14 protein-coding genes and 1 tRNA gene are annotated in these 14,922 nt (G+C 39.6%); 5 read left to right on the top strand and 10 right to left on the bottom strand.

Annotated features, from left to right (window positions below):
• Positions 1-7: 7 nt before the first annotated feature.
• From glnD to MST17_RS10440, 4 genes are all read right to left on the bottom strand, one after another.
• Positions 8-2,674: a [protein-PII] uridylyltransferase gene (gene glnD / locus MST17_RS10455; protein ID WP_180027234.1), complete on the bottom strand. Its 2,667-nt coding sequence runs from the start codon at positions 2,672-2,674 to the stop codon at positions 8-10.
• Positions 2,675-2,703: 29 nt separating this feature from the next.
• Positions 2,704-3,909 (bottom strand): formate-dependent phosphoribosylglycinamide formyltransferase, encoded by a 1,206-nt coding sequence (gene purT, locus MST17_RS10450; RefSeq protein WP_078194365.1) that lies wholly within the window; start codon positions 3,907-3,909, stop codon positions 2,704-2,706.
• Between the two features lie 791 nt (positions 3,910-4,700).
• Positions 4,701-5,048 carry an L-valine transporter subunit YgaH gene (ygaH, locus tag MST17_RS10445; protein ID WP_180027233.1) on the bottom strand — a complete coding sequence of 116 codons (348 nt, stop codon included), beginning with the start codon at positions 5,046-5,048 and terminating at the stop codon, positions 4,701-4,703.
• The gene (locus tag MST17_RS10440) at positions 5,045-5,797 is read right to left on the bottom strand and encodes an AzlC family ABC transporter permease (RefSeq protein WP_078194362.1); all 753 of its coding nucleotides are present in this window, start codon (positions 5,795-5,797) and stop codon (positions 5,045-5,047) included. Before MST17_RS10440 ends, ygaH begins: the two co-directional genes overlap by 4 nt.
• 103 nt (positions 5,798-5,900) lie before the next feature.
• Here MST17_RS10440 and MST17_RS10435 point away from each other — a divergent pair, with 103 nt between their 5' ends.
• Both MST17_RS10435 and MST17_RS10430 read left to right on the top strand, forming a co-directional pair.
• Positions 5,901-6,380, top strand: a complete 480-nt coding sequence (locus MST17_RS10435) for a hypothetical protein (protein ID WP_180027232.1) — start codon at positions 5,901-5,903, stop codon at positions 6,378-6,380.
• Between the two features lie 433 nt (positions 6,381-6,813).
• A complete protein-coding gene (locus tag MST17_RS10430) occupies positions 6,814-6,972 on the top strand; it encodes a hypothetical protein (RefSeq protein WP_257221543.1) in 159 nt (52 codons plus the stop codon).
• Between the two features lie 96 nt (positions 6,973-7,068).
• Here the strand turns inward: MST17_RS10430 and MST17_RS10425 are convergent, their stop codons facing one another.
• Positions 7,069-7,776: a Crp/Fnr family transcriptional regulator gene (locus MST17_RS10425; protein WP_180027231.1), complete on the bottom strand. Its 708-nt coding sequence runs from the start codon at positions 7,774-7,776 to the stop codon at positions 7,069-7,071.
• A gap of 100 nt (positions 7,777-7,876) precedes the next feature.
• Here MST17_RS10425 and MST17_RS10420 point away from each other — a divergent pair, with 100 nt between their 5' ends.
• Positions 7,877-8,416 (top strand): DUF962 domain-containing protein, encoded by a 540-nt coding sequence (locus MST17_RS10420; RefSeq protein ID WP_078189046.1) that lies wholly within the window; start codon positions 7,877-7,879, stop codon positions 8,414-8,416.
• A 64-nt stretch (positions 8,417-8,480) separates the two neighbouring features.
• Here MST17_RS10420 and MST17_RS10415 read toward each other — a convergent pair whose 3' ends face one another.
• Together MST17_RS10415 and ychF are read right to left on the bottom strand one after the other, a co-directional pair.
• Positions 8,481-8,915: a hypothetical protein gene (locus MST17_RS10415; protein WP_257224046.1), complete on the bottom strand. Its 435-nt coding sequence runs from the start codon at positions 8,913-8,915 to the stop codon at positions 8,481-8,483.
• Between the two features lie 231 nt (positions 8,916-9,146).
• Positions 9,147-10,238 (bottom strand): redox-regulated ATPase YchF, encoded by a 1,092-nt coding sequence (gene ychF / locus MST17_RS10410; RefSeq protein WP_078189045.1) that lies wholly within the window; start codon positions 10,236-10,238, stop codon positions 9,147-9,149.
• 269 nt (positions 10,239-10,507) lie between these two features.
• Between ychF and MST17_RS10405 the strand changes: the two genes are divergently transcribed.
• Together MST17_RS10405 and MST17_RS10400 are read left to right on the top strand one after the other, a co-directional pair.
• On the top strand, positions 10,508-11,272 hold the full coding sequence (locus MST17_RS10405; protein WP_168379640.1) for a glutathione S-transferase family protein: 765 nt from the start codon (positions 10,508-10,510) through the stop codon (positions 11,270-11,272).
• A 321-nt stretch (positions 11,273-11,593) separates the two neighbouring features.
• Positions 11,594-12,064 (top strand): Lrp/AsnC family transcriptional regulator, encoded by a 471-nt coding sequence (locus MST17_RS10400; protein WP_111885999.1) that lies wholly within the window; start codon positions 11,594-11,596, stop codon positions 12,062-12,064.
• Between the two features lie 89 nt (positions 12,065-12,153).
• On the opposite strand, the gene MST17_RS10395 is transcribed toward MST17_RS10400, so the two are convergent.
• The 3 genes from MST17_RS10395 to MST17_RS10385 form a co-directional block, all read right to left on the bottom strand.
• Positions 12,154-12,906 carry a YebC/PmpR family DNA-binding transcriptional regulator gene (locus MST17_RS10395; RefSeq protein ID WP_111886000.1) on the bottom strand — a complete coding sequence of 251 codons (753 nt, stop codon included), beginning with the start codon at positions 12,904-12,906 and terminating at the stop codon, positions 12,154-12,156.
• A gap of 300 nt (positions 12,907-13,206) precedes the next feature.
• On the bottom strand, positions 13,207-13,776 hold the full coding sequence (locus MST17_RS10390; RefSeq protein ID WP_078194352.1) for a 1-acyl-sn-glycerol-3-phosphate acyltransferase: 570 nt from the start codon (positions 13,774-13,776) through the stop codon (positions 13,207-13,209).
• A 763-nt stretch (positions 13,777-14,539) separates the two neighbouring features.
• Positions 14,540-14,616, bottom strand: a tRNA-Ile gene (locus MST17_RS10385).
• Positions 14,617-14,922: the final 306 nt, after the last annotated feature.

Here is a 14,922-nt window from a genome sequence, read left to right as displayed (position 1 = left end):
ATTTAAGTTAATGATGACTACAAACCTGATTCGAAGCTTCATCGAGTGCTGACTTTAATTGTGCAGCAAACGTTTCTGCTTCTGAATCGCTCATAGGTGAGCCATCTTTTTTAGTGACATAGAAAATATCTTCAGCACGTTCACCGAGCGTCGCAATTTTCGCAGAGTGAATATCTAGGCCTTGCATCATAAATAAACCACCGACTTTAGCAAGTAAGCCCGGATGGTCAAGTGTCGCAATTTCAACCATATTTTGTTGAAGCGCTTCATTAAAAGAAATACTCACGGTATTTTCAATATCAAAATGACGCAGTTGACGTGGAATACGACGTTGCATCAGGCCTGGGTACTTGTCAGATTGGCTCAAGGCTTTTTTGAGCGCTTCAATAACGGTTTGTTCACGTTCAGGATCTGTTAATAAGGTGCCAAAACGGTCAAGTACAACATAGGTGTCCAAACTAAATGCAGTGGATGCTGTGATAATCCGAGCATCTTGAACGTCTAGATTCATTCTGTCCATAATTGCCACTGTGGTCGCAAACAAGTTAGGTTGATCTTGAGTGTAAATAAAGATCTGTACCGCATCTTGTGCAAATTTACGATGTGCTCGCATCATCACCAATGGTTCTGCATTATTGCCATGTTTTAAAATGGCGCGTGTATGCCATGCGATTTCATCGGCAGATTCTTTTAGGAAATATTCATCACCGAGTTCTTGCCAAACAGTTTCTACATCGTAGAGCGCAAAATCATTGACTAACAGTTCGCTGGCCGCAAATTTAGTGTCTTCAATCAGCATTGGATAGTCTACAGGACGACCTAAACCTGAACGAATCACATCACGTGCTTGTGTATACAGTTGACGCATGAGTGATGCACGCCATGTATTCCAAAGCGTCGGATTGGTTGCGTTGATATCGGCAACTGTTAAGGTGTAGAGATAGTCGAGATGCTCCATATCGCCCATTTTCTCAGCAAATTCTTTCACCACATCTGGATCGGAAATGTCTTTTTTCTGAGAAGTAACGGACATCAATAGATGGTTTTGAATCAACCATGCGACAAGGTTGCACTCACGTTCAGTAAACCCATGGGTACGGCAGAAATCAATTGCATCCGCTGCACCAAGTTCACTGTGGTCACCACCACGACCTTTGGCGATATCATGGAAAATTGCTGCTAAATACACAATGTCACGGCGCGCTAGTCGTTGAAACACTGAGCTAACGACAGGGAAGTCTTTGGCAAATTCAGGCTCTTTAAAACGGTTTAAATTACGTAGCAATAACAGGGTATGGGCATCGACAGTATAAATATGGAACAAGTCATATTGCATGAGTCCCATGATTTGCCCAAAGGCAGGAATATAGTTGCCGAGCACACCATACCGTTTCATCGCCACCATGGTGTCATATAAACGGTAGGGTGAGCGAATGATTGCCATAAATAAGGCTTGATGTGCAGGATTGTCACGGAAGTTTTGATCAATACGTTTTGCCGCAAGAGACAATAGCCGTAAAGTTCGGGCACGAATGCCTTCAATTTCCGGACGATTCGCCAAGAGGTAGAAAATTTCTAAAATAGCACTTGGATTTTCAGAGAAAATTTTATGATGCTGCACCGCCAATTTGCCATCGACTAATTTGAAGTTGGCATTGATCTCTTCAATCTTACGTTCATAGTCAGGCAAGCGTGGCGTGATGACAGACTCATTGAAATAAGCCAAAAGCATTTCATTCAAAGTCGTCACTTGCTGAGCGCTACGGTAGTAACGTTTCATGAACTGTTCGATTGGATAATTTGGTGATTTACCTTCTTCACGTTGATAGCCAAATTTAGCGGCAATGTCACGTTGATAATCAAACAATAATCGGTTTTCGTCGCGCTTGGTTAAGCGATGTAAATGATGACGGATTTCCCAAAGAAAGCTTTCTGTTTCTTCAAGAACGCCAAGTTCAAACTCTGAAATAAAACCTAGATGTACAAGGTCATAGATGCGATTGACACGGAAATGACGCTTTGCAATCCATCCGATTTGGTTGATATCACGGATACCACCGGGCGCATTTTTAATATCGGGTTCTAAGTTGCTTTCGGTATTGTTATGTTGAGCATAGCGTTTTGCTTGCTCTTGCATTTTTGCATCATAGAAGGTTTTATCCGTCCATGTCTGCGATACGATACGGCGTGGCCATTTGGCTAGGTGTTCATTGCCCACAATCAAACGTGCTTCGATCAGCGCTGTTGCCACAGTTAAATCATTGGTGGCTTGAGCAACACAATCATTAATAGTACGTACACTGATGCCCGGCTTGAAATTACCAACATCCCAAAGCGTGGAAATAAAGCTAGAGATGAGTTTTTCTTGTTCTGGGCTGATTTCATCCTCAGACAAAATCATGATATCGACGTCGGAGTAAGGCAGCATTTCGCGGCGACCATAGCCACCGACAGCAAACAAACCGAGATCGGTTTGGTCGAGTTCAGCATGTGTCCATAAGAACTTTAAGGCTTCATCGATTAGATTCGATCGAGCCAAAATCACATCACGAATCGACTGTCCATTTTCAAAGCATTCCTGTAGCTGATTTTCAACATCTGAGCGCCATTGGTTAATCGCCTGAATGTCGTGGTTACTTTTAATGTAATTCAGCAGAGGAAGCGTATTGATCATGAACAGTGGTCCGTTAAGGTGTTACAAACTTAGTTTTGTTGAACACTGACTTGTTGTGCAGCATGTTGAGCAAGTTCACGCGCGTGATCTGTGGTTTCAGCGCGTGCTGTTGCTACGCCCATACGGCGACGTTTAAAGCCTTCTGGTTTACCAAAGAGGCGTAAATCGGTGTCTGGATTAGCCAAAGCAAGATTTAAGCCAGTAAATGATAAATTGGTATCATCCACGCCTGCATAGATGACTGCGCTCGCAGCAGTACTGTGTCGAGCAGTATTCACAGGCAGACCAAGAATGGCACGTGCATGCAGTTCGAATTCGCTTTGGAATTGCGATGCAAGAGTGACAAGGCCTGTATCGTGTGGACGAGGTGATACCTCACTAAACCATACTTTATCGCCTTTGACAAACAGTTCCACGCCAAAAATGCCACATCCACCTAATGCAATGGTTACTTTATTGGCAATACGCTTGGCTTCCTCTAAAGCAAGAGCAGTCATGAGTTGTGGCTGCCAACTTTCTACATAGTCGCCAGCGTCTTGGCGGTGGCCAATCGGGTCGCAAAATGATGTTTCAATTTCACCTGTTTCTGCATTTTTAGCACGAACAGTCAGCAGGGTGATTTCAAAGTCAAAGTCAATTTGTGATTCCACGATCACTGTACCTTGATTTACACGCCCACCTGTTTGTGCATATTCCCAAGCAGCATCGACTTCATCAAAGCTTTTTACACGTGACTGTCCTTTACCCGAAGACGACATGACAGGCTTAACAAAATTTGGATAGCCAATGTCATCGCATGCAGCACGGAACGCTTCAAGTGTGTTGGCAAATCGGTAGGCTGAAGTCGGGAGTCCAAGCTCTTCGGCAGCTAGACGGCGAATCCCTTCACGGTTCATCGTCAGGTTGACAGCTTTTGCAGAAGGAATGACAGTGGCAATATTTTGTTCTTCAATCTCGACCAAAACTTGAGTCGCAATGGCTTCAATTTCAGGGACAATCAAATGAGGCTTAACTTGAGATATTAAGGCTTTAAGTGCCTCAGGATCTGCCATATTTAAAGTATGAGAAAAATGTGCAACTTGCATGGCAGGAGCATGGTCATAACGATCGGCAGCATGAACTTCTACACCCAAACGTTGCAATGAAATCACAACTTCTTTACCGAGTTCACCAGAACCTAACAGTAAGACTTTATACGCTGAAGACTGAAGTGGAGTACCAATAGTGACGCTCATGTAATCATCCATGCTTGATTTTATGGGAATTTAAGCATAGCAGAACTTGTTCGAGAGATAAGCGAGTATTCACATAAATAAATGATATTGTCCAACAATTTTTTTTATATCTTTATGGGTATGCGTTCGTGTAATTATTTACCTGTGAAAATCTTTAAAAAGTGGTATTTAGTTGTTTTTATTTAAATTCACTTTAAATATACCTGCATTTTTTACAGATGCAGGGAATGGCTCAATATCCAAATTTGCACATTGAAGCGCGTCTGTAGCCACCGACAGAAGGTGAAATGATGAATTGAGCCATGAACTGAGGCTGAAAATGCACAATAGAAAAATCAATAAGAAGCCGATCAGCTGCAGAAAATTGCTGAACAGACGAGGCATCGATATGTGTGAAAACATCAGGCGACGTGGATGTAAGAGCAGAATCTGCTGTGTGCAGTTATATAAGCCCACAATCTTTTGTTGCTGATTTTTCTCTATATAAATGGCGCGGATCAGATCTGCAGGTTGGCAATGTACAGCGCAGAAATTACCACTGAACAGCTGGTTTTGAATGAAGCATTGAAAATATACGCTTTCTATGGGCTTTTGCAGTCCCAGTTCAATTCAGATGGTTGTCAGGAATGAATATAAATTTTGCCTTGAATAAAATGGTACTTTGCCATCTATTGGTTTTCGCTAGATTTTTTATGTTATATGCTGACTATCTCATAAATATTGCAGATTAAAAAGCACAGGATAAATAAGCATGTGCTCGAGATTTTATTTGGATTGTCGCTGACTCGGCTTTAGAGATGAAAAGGTATATAGGTATAGACTAAGCCGTAAGTCAGTGCTGCAGTGAGCGTGGCTGGTACAATTTTCTTAAACTTGAAATACAAGCCTGCAAGCACAGCAAATCCAACCAACATGGCAAAGCTTTTATTTGGGGTTTCAAGCAGAGGTGGTAAGGTTGCAACCACCAACATTGAACTAATTGCGGCAATGCCAATCGAGCCCAAAGCGATTTTTAGCCATAAAGAACCACGCTGCTGTGAACCTTGCTGAAATTTCTGAATTACAAAAAATGGCCCAAACCGTGATGCAAAATTCACAATTCCGACCAAGATCCCGACCAAGATAATTTCTAGATTCATGATGCTTCACCCATATGCTCAGGATCAGGTTTTTTTAAAACATAATGTTTGAATAAACCGGCAAAAATACCAGAAGAAATACCGATAAAAATCGCGGCAGACAAGTCAATAAAGTAGCAGGCAATCGCAGAAACAATAATTGTAACCGTGACCACAAATGTATGTTTTTTCTCAAATGCGGCAAGTAAAAAGCTTAAAAACAATGCAGGCAGTAGAAAGTCGAGTGCGGCTTGTAAAAATTGTGGAAGGTTGCTGACTTGATCGGCAAATAAACCGCCTAAAAATGAGCCTGTTGCCCAGGACAGCCAACTAAATAAGCTGAGTCCTAACATCCAAGATTCCGACCATTCTTGACGACGTTGCGACAGTTTGATCATGCCTGATGCGAAAACTTCGTCGGTTAAACCCCAAGCCCAAACTGCCGTTTTCTTTAAATTGAGTCGGTCTTGAATCAGGTTTTGTAAGGCAGGGCCATAGAGTAAATGGCGGATATCGAGGGCAATTACAGTAAGAGCAGTCATCCAAATGGATGTTCCACTTCCCAGTAACGCCACGACGAGAAATTGACTGGCACCTGCATACATAGAGCAAGATAAAAATAATGCTTCCCATGCAGTGAAGCCAAATTGAGTCGCAGAAACCCCAAATGCAAAAGAAACAGGAAGATAGGTAAAGATAATGGCTTGACTATCTTTAGCACCTTGCCAAAAACCCGCAGGCTGAACTGTAGGAAGTTTGTGCTCAGACACGACACACCTTTGAAAGAGTTGAACAACAGGTCAAATGATGATTGAGTATTGTACGCGAATTCACTAGCATATTGCCGAATATGTTTGCTGAAATGAGCCGGATATGCAGAGGTTAAAGATGCGTGGGATACTGATTGTTTCATTATTGAGCAGCACGGTGTTGTTGCAGGCCTGTGGTAATGATGGAGCTGAACAAGCTCAAGTCGAAATTAAAGCAGCACCTAAATTAACCAATGATGCAACGGAGTATGCTGCCAAAGCTTGGGCGTTTATCAATGAAGTCGATCCGATTGTTTATGCAAAACAAGTCGATCAGATGGAAGAGAAAGTTCGTATTCCAGCGCGTAAATTGAGTACGGAATGGCGTATCAATGTCAAAATGACCGATTCTGTTACGGAAGGCAAATACGCGCTGTGTCGTAAAGCTTTGACAAGTTTGGAAATTTGGGCACGTGAAAGTATTGATCAGAGTTCGACTGTTGCACAGAAGCAAGCAGATTATGAGCGTGATAAAAATCAATGCAAAGGTGCGATTGAAAACCCTGAACTCGGAAATACCGATCCGAAAAAAGTAGGCATTTAACCCGATCAAAGCAGTGAATTTTCACTGCTTTTTTTTGGAAAATATCAAAAACAAGAATAAATCTATAAGAGAGGATTGGAAAATCCTCCTAAAATCATCGCTATTTTATATAAAAATTAAATCAGTGCGCTGCCGTAGTATTGAGCTAAATTCCAAATTGCATGGTTGTTTTCTGAAGTTAAATAGATAAAGCATAGATAATGAATAGTAAAAATATCTTTTGAGAAAAATTTATTGATAAAAAATCCCCCCATTTTAGAACGCCAGTCGTCTGACCTTCTCTTTAATTAATATCTTTAAAATATTAATAATATAAAGTATAGATAATGTGATTAAAAATTAAAATTATCATTATTTGATAAAGTATGTAAAAATTACTGCGTAAAAGATGAAGTATGTAAGTTAAATTAAAGACATTGAATAGGTGATTAAGATGAAAAAAACATTAATGAAGTTATCGGTTTTGGCTGTTTTGACTACAGCGATCAATGTACAAGCAGCGACTGAAGACAAATCAGAAGCATCAACTCAAGAAGTTGCAGCATGTACAAATGGTTTTGACAGTGTAAATGTTTGCCAATTATTGTCGTGATCAAAACTCGATAAAGCGAAGTGCCACAAATAAAAGCAAAATAACTATAAAGAATCATTCTGGTGCAATTAAATGCACTTATTTAAATCACAAATGTCAGACATCATGCACAGGAAGTGCATGAGCAATCTGATGTAACTGCGCTAGATCTAAAATTTCAATTTGTTTAAACGCAACACGAAGCACCTGCATTTTTTCCAACTGCTGAAGCTCCTGATTGACTGATTGTCTTGAGCAACTCATCAGTTGCGCGAGTTGTTCCTGTGAGATGTGTATGGTGTGTTGCTCAATTTCCAAATGATTTCCATATCCATTTAAAATAAACAGCAGACGCTGTGCGAGACGTTGACTTAAACTTTGCGTATGTAAGGCAATGAGTTCCATAAAGGCATAGCGAAGTTTTTGACTGGTGAGCTGGGCAATATGAAACCAAAACTCAGGGTGTCGTTGTAATAATTGCTGAATTGCTTGAGCCGGTAAGTGTAATAAAGTGGATTTTTTGATACAGATGGCATCGTGAGAGCGTGGTAATTGGTCAACCAAGGATATTTCGCCAAACCACATAATTGGCTCAGCAATGGCGGCAATCGCTTCTTTGCCATGAATATCAATATAGCCTAAGCGAACTGCGCCATCTAAGACTGCATACATACCATTAAAACGCTGTCCTGATAAAAAAACACGTGCGTCTTTTTCGAAAGTTAAGGTCAGGGCATGGCGGCAGATAAAGTCTTGGAAGGAAATATTTAAGCCTGAATACCACACATTTTTATTGAGTTGATGCACATATTGAGCGTCCAGCACAGCATATCCTTATTTTATGGTCCAACTTGTCTATTAGATGACAACTTTATTGATGCATTTTTTATATAGTGAAATGAGTGAATGAACAAGAAGTAAGTTAATGAGCAAACTTGAAAGATTGCTAAGCCAGTATGCAGCATATCATTTAGATCGAAAAAATGTGCTGACGCATTTTGTGGGTATTCCGCTTATTGTGTTTTCAATTATGTGTCTAACCGCACGAGCAGGGCTAATGATTTCGGGTTTTGAACTGACTCTTGCATTGTTGTTGATTATTGCCAGTGTCATTTATTACCTGAGTTTAGATAAAATTTTCGGTTTGATCATGCTTTTGGTGTTTGCCGTCACATATCCCTTAGCCTTAATGATCGCAAAAATGAGCCTTATGTCATGGTTGATCTGGAGTGTGGGGATCTTTGTTGTGGGTTGGATCATCCAATTTATCGGTCATTATTATGAAAAGAAAAAGCCTGCGTTTATGGATGATGTCATTGGCTTGGCAATAGGGCCTTTATTTGTCCTAGCTGAGTTTGTATTTCTACTCGGCTTTCGTAAAGAGCTTGAACAACGCATGCTGACAGAAGCAAGAAGACAGCGTGCTGAGATGGATGCAAAAGCATTACATACCGCTCACCCATAAATGTTTTGAATAAAAAAGCCGGATAATTCCGGCTTTTTTTTGCGATGTGTTAATTCTCAACTGTTTATGATTTCACAGCAGCTTTATGTTGTTCCGCTGCGACCTTTTGTGCAGCGATTTTTGCTTTTGCGTCAGTATTTGCAGCTTTGGCAGCATGGGCTGAAGTTCTAGCTTCTGATTTTGCTTGTGTTGCAAGATGCTGTGCTTGAGCTGCATCATGTTTTGCTAATTTTTGATTATGTTTCACTTTGCTCTGAGCCAATTGGCTGGCTTGTTTTGCATCGTGTCGAGCGACTTTTGCATCATGCTGCGCAGCTTGTGCTGCATGTGTAGCAGTACGTTCCTGATGTTTTGCATCTTTAGCAATGGAAACACAAGTACCACCTTTATGGTTTGCACCTGTACCACCTGTAAGTGTGGTGCCTTGTGGACATGCAAACGCAGTTGCACTAAGCATTGTAAAGATACCTGCTGTTAGAATTGTGCTGATTTTTTTCATTGCTATTGTTCTATGAAAATAGGCATTAGTGCCTATGGGTAAATTTATAGCAGAACGGTAGAGATTTAAGTCTTTGCACTGTGGTGACTCAGCAACCAAATCATGTATTCGTGTCGATATAATTTTGTTTTTAAGCAGGTTTTAAGTTTTTAAATATGCTTATTTTTTGGCTTCATCATTTGCCTAAAATTAAAGAAGCCAGCAAATTGCTGGCTTCTTATGGGTGCTGTTTTATACGTTAAAACGGAAGTGTAAAACATCGCCATCTTGAACGATGTATGTTTTACCTTCTAAACGCCATTTACCTGCTTCTTTAGCGCCAGCTTCACCATTGTATTGAACGAAGTCGTTGTAGGCAACACATTCAGCACGAATAAAGCCTTTTTCGAAGTCAGTGTGAATCACACCTGCAGCTTGAGGTGCAGTTGCACCAATTTTTACTGTCCAAGCACGAACTTCTTGTACACCAGCTGTGAAGTATGTTTGAAGGCCGAGTAAGCCATAACCTGCACGAATAACTACGTTTAGACCAGGTTCTTCCATGCCTAAAGCTTCAAGGAATTCCGCACGGTCTTCGTCTTCAAGTAATGAAATTTCTGCTTCGATTTGGTTGCAAAGTGGAACCACAATCGCATTTTCTTCAGCAGCTAATTTTTGTACTGCTTCTAAGTGAGGGTTATTTTCGAAACCATCTTCTGCAACGTTGGCAATATACATGGTTGGTTTAAGGGTTAAGAAGCCATAACCACGCACCAATTTACGTTCATCTTCATCAAGGTCAGCTGCACGCGCAGGTTTACCTTCATCCAGTAAAGGTAAGATTTTGTCTAAAACAGCTTTGGTCGCAATCGCTTCTTTATCGCCACCTTTTGCAGATTTTGCTAGACGTGTAATTGCTTTAGAAACAGCTTCTAAGTCAGCAAGTGCAAGTTCAGTGTTGATTGTTGCGATATCGTCAAGTGGGTCAATTTTGCCATTTACGTGAATGACATTCTCGTCTTCAAAACAACGTACAACATGTGCAATAGCATCCGTTTCACGAATGTTGGCTAAGAATTGGTTACCAAGGCCTTCACCTTTAGATGCACCAGCAACGAGACCTGCGATATCCACAAATTCCATCGTGGTTGGGACAACACGTTGTGGGTTTACAATTTCAGCAAGTTTATCCATACGTGGGTCAGGTACAGGTACAATCCCAGTATTTGGCTCAATTGTACAGAATGGGAAGTTTTCAGCAGCAATCGCAGCTTTGGTTAATGCGTTGAAAAGCGTTGATTTACCAACGTTCGGCAGGCCGACAATACCACAGTTAAAACCCATGAAATAACTCACAAAGTATTATAAAAAAATTGTGGATGATTTTACATGAAAGCCATAATAAAGTCAGGTGATATGGGCAGGAGAATGTATATCTTATTGAATCGCGCAGAGATAGAGATGAATTCACGTCTGAATAATGCTTGAGTTGCACTACAGATGCAGAATAGGTGCAAAAATGACATTGTGTTTCAATAACACAGTGACTAAAGTATCCCTATAAAATTACTGGGTTTTATAAACTACAGTTACAACAAAAACTTGGAGCATTTATGCGAACTCTCTACCAGTTTCCACTCTCACATTTTTGTGAAAAGGCGCGCTGGTTACTCGATCATAAAGAGTTGGATTATGTGGCTCATAATTTAATGCCGGGTGTACATCGTGCATTTGCACAGCTTAAAACAGGGCAAAACAAATTACCGATTTTACGTGATCAAGATCATTGGGTTGCAGATTCAACTCAAATCGCCTTTTACTTGGATGCGACCTACCCCGAACATAGTCTGATCCGTCCAGATGTCAAACTGCGTGAAGACGCTTTAGAAATTAATGAACTCTCCATTGAGTTAGGGCAACATGTGCGCCGTTGGGGGTTGGCACATGTATTAAATGAAAGTGAAGAATCACTTGATATTTTAATTGGTGAAAAAGGCTATTTACGTCAGTTTGAAAAATATTCAAAACCGATTATAAAGGCACTGGTTTCTAAGGGTTATCAATTAGATACAGATAAGGTTGCGGCTTCACGTGAGCGACTGGATGAAATTGTGGTTGATTTAAATCAACGTCTGATTGAACAAGGTGGGCGTTATTTTGTGGGCGACCGATTAGGTTTAGCCGATATTGCGGTGTGTTCAATGTTAGCGCCGTTATTAGAGGTTGTCGGAACGCCGTGGGAAAAAGAGCATGGCGAAACCTTGTCAGAAGAGTTCAAAGCTTATAAAGCCTATTTGAGCGATTTGCCTTTAGGTCAATATGTACAACGCATATACCAAACAGAACGGAATGCACGGGTAGATTGGCGTGGTGTATAAGCCCTTTATATGAAACTTTGCGTCATACTGCTTAAAAAAAGCGCGCCTAATGGCGCGCTTTTTTTAAGCCACTTAATACTTACTTGGTAATATAAAAAATCAAACCGTGATGAAAAAACATTCATTTAAACACGATATTTATGCAAATTATTATGTTCATAATGCATATGAGCTTTATTATTTTTAATAAATCATGCTATACATGAGAAAACTTGCACATAAATGCTGATTTTAAAACTTAAAATAACATTGAAAATGACAACAGGTGTTTGATGAATCGGGTTCATCAGCACTGTTTTCAAAAATGGCTGGAGTAGACTGATGGAACTAGACCGTTTTGATAAACAAATTTTAGAAATTTTGACCCATGAAGATGTCAATTTAAATGAACTGTCAGAGCGGGTGAATTTATCGGTCAGTTCAGTTCATCGTCGGATCAAACAATTGATTGATCACAATATTATCAGTGGTCTGAAACGTGAAATTAATTATCAAAAATTGGGCTTTAGTTTGCATGTGCTGCTGCAGGTGTCTTTGAGTAAGCATGATACAGACACCTTTGCTAAATTTTTAGAAGCATTAGAAAGTATCCCAGAAGTCATTAATGCATTTTTAGTGACAGGGCAGTCTGCCGATTTTATTGTGGAAGTCGTTGCACGTGATATGGAAAACTATAGTGAAATTTTACTCAAGCGCATTGGTAAAATTGAACACGTAGTTGCATTACATTCGAGCTTTGTAATTAAACAATATAATGTTTTTAACTGTAATGGCTTATTAAATAAGGTTTAAATGCAGCCCTCATATATAAACTCAAACAGTTGAAAGCTAGGCAATAAAAAACGCACCGAAGGGTGCGTTTTATACTTCACTCGATTGAACTATAGAGCTTCTAACTCAGCCATCACTTCATCGGTAAATTCAACGTTGGTATACACGTTTTGAACGTCGTCAAGATCTTCAAACATATCAATCATTTTGATGATTTTTTTCGCTTGTTCGATATCTGAAATTAACGCTTTAGTTGAAGGGTTCATGACCACTTCGGCGTTATCAGATTTTAAACCTGCTGCTGCAAGTGCATCCTGAACCTCACCGAAAGTTTCAGGTGTGGTGATAACTAGAATTTCTTCTTCGTCCACTTCGATGTCTTCAGCACCCGCTTCTAAAGCGACGTCCATGATTTGATCTTCTAAAGAAACATCTTCAAAAGTAATCTCACCACGTTTGGTAAACATATAAGCTACTGAACCTGCAGTACCTAAATTACCATCAGTTTTCGAGAAGCAATGACGAACGTCAGGAACAGTACGGTTCAAGTTATCCGTCATTGTTTCAATGATGACCGCAACACCACCAACGCCATATCCTTCGTAGGTTACTTCTTTTAGATCGGTATTTTCTTCACCGCCCACACCACGTTGGATCGCACGGTTAATGGTGTCACGTGTCATGTTTGCAACTAATGCTTTTTCAACAACAGCACGTAAACGTGGGTTAGACGCTACATCACCGCCGCCTAAACGTGCAGCTGTCACGATTTCACGGATAAATTTTGTGAATACTTTAGCGCGGCTCGCATCTTGTTTTGCTTTACGATGCTTAGTATTAGCCCACTTGGAATGACCCGCCATGCGAAATATGCTCCTTGTAGATTGGCCTTATGCCTATCAAATTGAGCAAATTCTACCATAATGGCTTTTTTGTGTGAAAGTACTGGATTTCAGGAATTGAGTAGTTGAAAAAAAAATATCCAAATTTGAGAAAATAATGCGAAATGTCTAAACGCCCGTACTGTAATTTTTCTTATGATGAGAATCGGGCTAAAAGGGTGAGCTCTATCTTGATATAACAGGAAGATATAAATGTACAATGCATGGAGCACGTGACATTTATATCTTTAAATACGTAGTTCGTTAAAACGTGAATGGCGCTTAGTCTTTATTTTTAGGTTCTGGGATCACGATATCTAAACCTACTTTATCTTTATAGAGTTGCTTAATTAAAGCTAAATCGTGATCGAGCTCAGTCGGGTAAATCTTGCCAAAAATACCACCTTGTTTGGTTTTTGAGTTGGCATACATTAATACAATCGGCACACCTGCTGCTTTAGCAATATACCAAAAGCCTGTACGAATTGGTTTTCGTGTTTCACCACGTACTGCACGGGTCGCTTCTGGAGCAATGACTAAATTAAATTTTTCGCTAGCTTCAAAATGCTCAACCATTTGAGTCACGATGTCTTTATTGGCTTTACGGTCTACAGGAATACCGCCAATCGCTTCAAGAACAGGTTTAAATGGACCTTTAAAGAGTTCTTTTTTAATCAGCGTGTGAATTTTAATGTCGTAAATTTGGCAAAGGGCCAGTGAAAGAACAGCATCCATCATTGAGGTGTGTTCAAAGCCGACGATCACTTGTTTATTTTCTAAAACATCAGGTTCTACGTGGTATTTCCAGCCTGCCAATTTAAATGCAGATTCGCCAATAAACTTTTTCAACATAGTCGGTGATACGGTGATTTTAAAAAGGTGTAATTTCTGCTTGTTTGGATCATGAGTCAAGAGGATTTAAGTGAGCTTTGATCTGAATTGTGCATATATTTCAAATCAGAATAAGAAGGGGGATTGAAGACTGATACTTTTTAACAATAAATCGGTTAAATTTTATATAGAAAAGCTATCATCATAGATAAAAATACTCTTAAAAATTTGCTAAATATGGCTAGGCACCGTTAGAAATTCTTATTAGACTTTTGTCGTAGGTTAAAACTTTTAACCTGTTGGTCTTAACTCGTTTTCTAACGGAGAACTCAAGCATGATTTATTTAACTGCTGTGTTATTCGCTGTTGCTATGTTTGCTTTGATTGTGATTTGGTCAATTGTTGAGTTTTATTTGGACTTAAGAAAGCCTGAACAGATTGAGTCTTAATATTTGTGCTTTTAAAGTGTGAAATATATAGTATTTCTAAATGTCATGAATCAAAAAACATTTGCTTATAATGAATAAAATAATACCTTTTAAGTATAACAAATCGTGACTTTATTTAAGGGTATCTAGAACTTAAGCTTTTAAATTTTTCTTGAATGTATTTCTTTATAACCTACTTCTCGTATTAACCAATCGTAGCTTACTCAAGTTGACTTGAAGTTTTGTACGTATCTATATGTTATCTGCCATATCTTTTAAAGGCTTAGACAAACTTTACTTAGCTTTTAACATTAAAAAACCCCTTACGATTAATACACGTAAGGGGTTGATTTATATGGTGGGCCCACACAGACTTGAACTGTGGACCAACGGATTATGAGTCCGCTGCTCTAACCAACTGAGCTATAGGCCCTATATTCTGAATGTGTTATTTATCAACAAGTTCAGACGCAAAGCATACTAGCGAAGATTTTTTTAAAAGACAAGCCTTTTTCTTCACGGCTGCACACTAACACAACAAATTGGCTGTAGTTGCAGCAGTTAAGCTTTGATTCGACCAAAATGCACAAAGTGTCAAATCCTATCGTGATGTAAATCACGACAAAAGTTATCAAACAGTCAAAATAACCTTATAATAATGCCCATTCTTGTCAGTACCGTGCCCAACAGCGTATAGATTGGTACTGGCCTCACATTTTTAAGTCAATGTCCTACAGTT

Source organism: Acinetobacter sp. YH16056_T, from assembly GCF_024605895.1.
In the GTDB taxonomy this organism is placed as follows: Bacteria; Pseudomonadota; Gammaproteobacteria; order Pseudomonadales; family Moraxellaceae; genus Acinetobacter; species Acinetobacter amyesii.
The sequence above is the reverse complement of the archived record's forward strand: the minus strand, read 5'-3'. Positions and strand labels throughout refer to the sequence as shown.

Coding starts and splice junctions, on each gene's coding strand:
- purT (WP_078194365.1), bottom strand. CDS start 3,909: ATGAGCGTCACTATTGGTACTCCACTTCAGTCTTCAGCGTATAAAGTC.
- MST17_RS10415 (WP_257224046.1), bottom strand. CDS start 8,915: ATGAAAAAAATCAGCACAATTCTAACAGCAGGTATCTTTACAATGCTT.
- MST17_RS10405 (WP_168379640.1), top strand. CDS start 10,508: ATGCGAACTCTCTACCAGTTTCCACTCTCACATTTTTGTGAAAAGGCG.
- glnD (WP_180027234.1), bottom strand. CDS start 2,674: ATGATCAATACGCTTCCTCTGCTGAATTACATTAAAAGTAACCACGAC.
- MST17_RS10435 (WP_180027232.1), top strand. CDS start 5,901: ATGCAGAGGTTAAAGATGCGTGGGATACTGATTGTTTCATTATTGAGC.
- MST17_RS10420 (WP_078189046.1), top strand. CDS start 7,877: ATGAGCAAACTTGAAAGATTGCTAAGCCAGTATGCAGCATATCATTTA.
- ygaH (WP_180027233.1), bottom strand. CDS start 5,048: ATGAATCTAGAAATTATCTTGGTCGGGATCTTGGTCGGAATTGTGAAT.
- MST17_RS10390 (WP_078194352.1), bottom strand. CDS start 13,776: ATGTTGAAAAAGTTTATTGGCGAATCTGCATTTAAATTGGCAGGCTGG.
- MST17_RS10430 (WP_257221543.1), top strand. CDS start 6,814: ATGAAAAAAACATTAATGAAGTTATCGGTTTTGGCTGTTTTGACTACA.
- MST17_RS10395 (WP_111886000.1), bottom strand. CDS start 12,906: ATGGCGGGTCATTCCAAGTGGGCTAATACTAAGCATCGTAAAGCAAAA.
- ychF (WP_078189045.1), bottom strand. CDS start 10,238: ATGGGTTTTAACTGTGGTATTGTCGGCCTGCCGAACGTTGGTAAATCA.
- MST17_RS10400 (WP_111885999.1), top strand. CDS start 11,594: ATGGAACTAGACCGTTTTGATAAACAAATTTTAGAAATTTTGACCCAT.